At 57.1% G+C, this 2,336-nt stretch carries 1 pseudogene; it reads left to right on the top strand.

Going from position 1 to position 2,336, the window contains the following annotated elements:
• The first annotated feature begins 655 nt into the window (after positions 1-655).
• Positions 656-1,844: pseudogene (locus CS903_RS09230) on the top strand (IS110 family RNA-guided transposase).
• Positions 1,845-2,336: the final 492 nt, after the last annotated feature.

Below are 2,336 nucleotides of genomic sequence, written 5' to 3'. Positions count from 1 at the left end.
GCCCGCAGACAAGCCCTAGGCGTACCAGCTAGATGGGGAACCGTCATTTCCTGGGAAGACCTACACCATAAAACCTGGCACTGATGATTCAACTAACCCCACAGACACACTTATCCGCCTATAGCCCGTTTTACTCGTCGTCGTATCTTGTACCCGGACTGTGTTGAGGTCTGGTTTGGGAAAAACTCGAGCATCACTCGAATGAACTCAGAGTCGCAAGGATGACTCGGACTGCACGTGGATGGCCCCGGAGCAAAGCAGCTCCACACCGACACATCACCCAGTTCTATAGGGACTAGGCCAACTGGAAGACCCGAACTAACCGCTGAGCCGAGCAAGCACGGATAGCGTGCTCGAGGAGGTTACCGTTGGCACCCGTTACCTTGTTGACAGGCCTGGTTAACCGTTGGTTAGTTGGGTTTGTCGGTCAGTTGGCCCTGGCATGGTGTCTTGCCCCTGTCTATTTTTTGATGATCCGGGGGGTGTTGCCACTAGGGCTGATTGGCGGCGGGTGATCGCTGATCAGGGGCTCGGCACCCTGCTTGGGAATGCCTGTCGCAGAAGTGGATGTGAGACTTGCTGCCTGGACTGTACCGACCGTTAAGGAGTTGGCCCAGCACTTCAGTACGGAGGCAGTGCAGTGGAGAAAAGAAATGTGCCAGGTGTTTTCATTGGCTTGGATGTGGGGAAATCAGAGCACTTTGCGTGCGCTCTAGACACGCGCGGCAGAGTGTTGTGGAACCGGGCGCTACCCAATGACGAGGGCCAGCTGCGGAGTCTTTACCAAAAGCTCAGCGACAGCGGTGAGTTGCTTGTCGTGGTGGCCCAGCCCGCAACCATTGGTGCTTTAGCGTTAGCTGTTGCCCAAGACATGGGGATAGCAACCGCCTACTTACCAGGGCTGACAATGCGGCGCATCGCCGACCTGTACCCAGGGGAGGCGAAAACAGACGCTAAGGACGCGTTCATCATTGCTGATGCCGCCCGAACCCTGCCGCACACCCTGAGAGACATCACTGAACTCGACGCCAATGAGGCTACCTTGGGGATGCTTACCGGCATCGACTAAGGACCTGTCCCGGCAGGTCAATCAAGTTTCCAACCGGATTCGAGGCCTATACACGCAGGTCCACCCCGCTTTGGAGAAGGTCCTCGGCAACCGGCTAGAACATGATGCCATCTTAGAAGTGCTCGCTTCTTGGCCTACACCTACGGCTCTTCGAAAGGCCGGCAGAGCCCGGATCAGCGCCAAACTGAAGAGGTACGGGGCGCGCCGTCACGGGGCCTGGAGCGAGGAAATTATCGAGGCTCTTTCCAAACAAACCGTGACTGTAACCGGAACCGATGCAGCCGCCCTAGTCATTCCACACCTAGCCCGACAACTAATCATGCTGCACGCGCAAAGAGCAGACGTCGCCAGCCAAGTAGAGGAACTAGTGCTTAGTCACCCTCTTTACCTGGTCCTGAGCTCAATGCCCGGAGTAGGGCTTAGGACCGCCGCAGTCATCATCGCTGAGATCTCCGGCAAACACTTCAAGAACGCCGCCGCCCTCGCCTCCTACGCCGGGCTAACCCCAACCACGAGACAATCTGGGACCTCCATAAAATCGGAACGAGTAAGCCGCTCCGGCAACAAACGGCTCAAGCGGGCCCTGTTCCTCTCCGCCTTCGCCACCATCAGAACCGACGAGGTAAGCCGCGCCTACTACGACAAAAAACGAAACCAAGGCAAACGCCACAACCAAGCACTCATCGCCCTAGCCCACCGCCGCCTAACCGTCATGTACGCCATGATCAGAGACGGAAGCCTCTACCAACAACCGGAAACCGTCCTCGCCGCTTGACAAACAACATAGGGGCACCCCCCCCCAGATTACAAAGCACAATCTCCGCAACCTGGGAGTCAGTTCGTCTGGGCGGGTTCGCTGGGCTAAAAGCGTTCTGGGCTTGGAGGTTACGGCAACAAGTCCTGTCACTGACCTAGTTTCCCCGAACTTCTTCTGGACCCGTGGCTGCGGGGTTGGAAAGCCAAGTGTGGTCCTGGAGGAAGATCATTGGTTCATCGGAGCTCCGAGCCGACCTTGGCGAGCAGAAGGAGAACTTTTTAGTGTGAGGTTGCTTTCTACCCGGGTGGTAGACCCGCGAATATCCGATCAATCACCCGAGCTGAGAAGTCGGGTGACATCCAATGCGCCAGATAGTTAGCGCTCAACACGCCCGAAGCCGGACCGCCAGACGTGCAGGGAGATCTTGTAAACATGCAGGTCAGGCTGTGTTTGAGTCGGTGTGATGCCCGTCATGTGGGTACGGACTAGACGTGGCAGGGGGTCTTCGGT

This window comes from Actinomyces minihominis, from assembly GCF_900187855.1.
Lineage (GTDB): Bacteria > Actinomycetota > Actinomycetes > Actinomycetales > Actinomycetaceae > Scrofimicrobium > Scrofimicrobium minihominis.
This window is presented reverse-complemented; position numbering and strand designations above follow the sequence as displayed.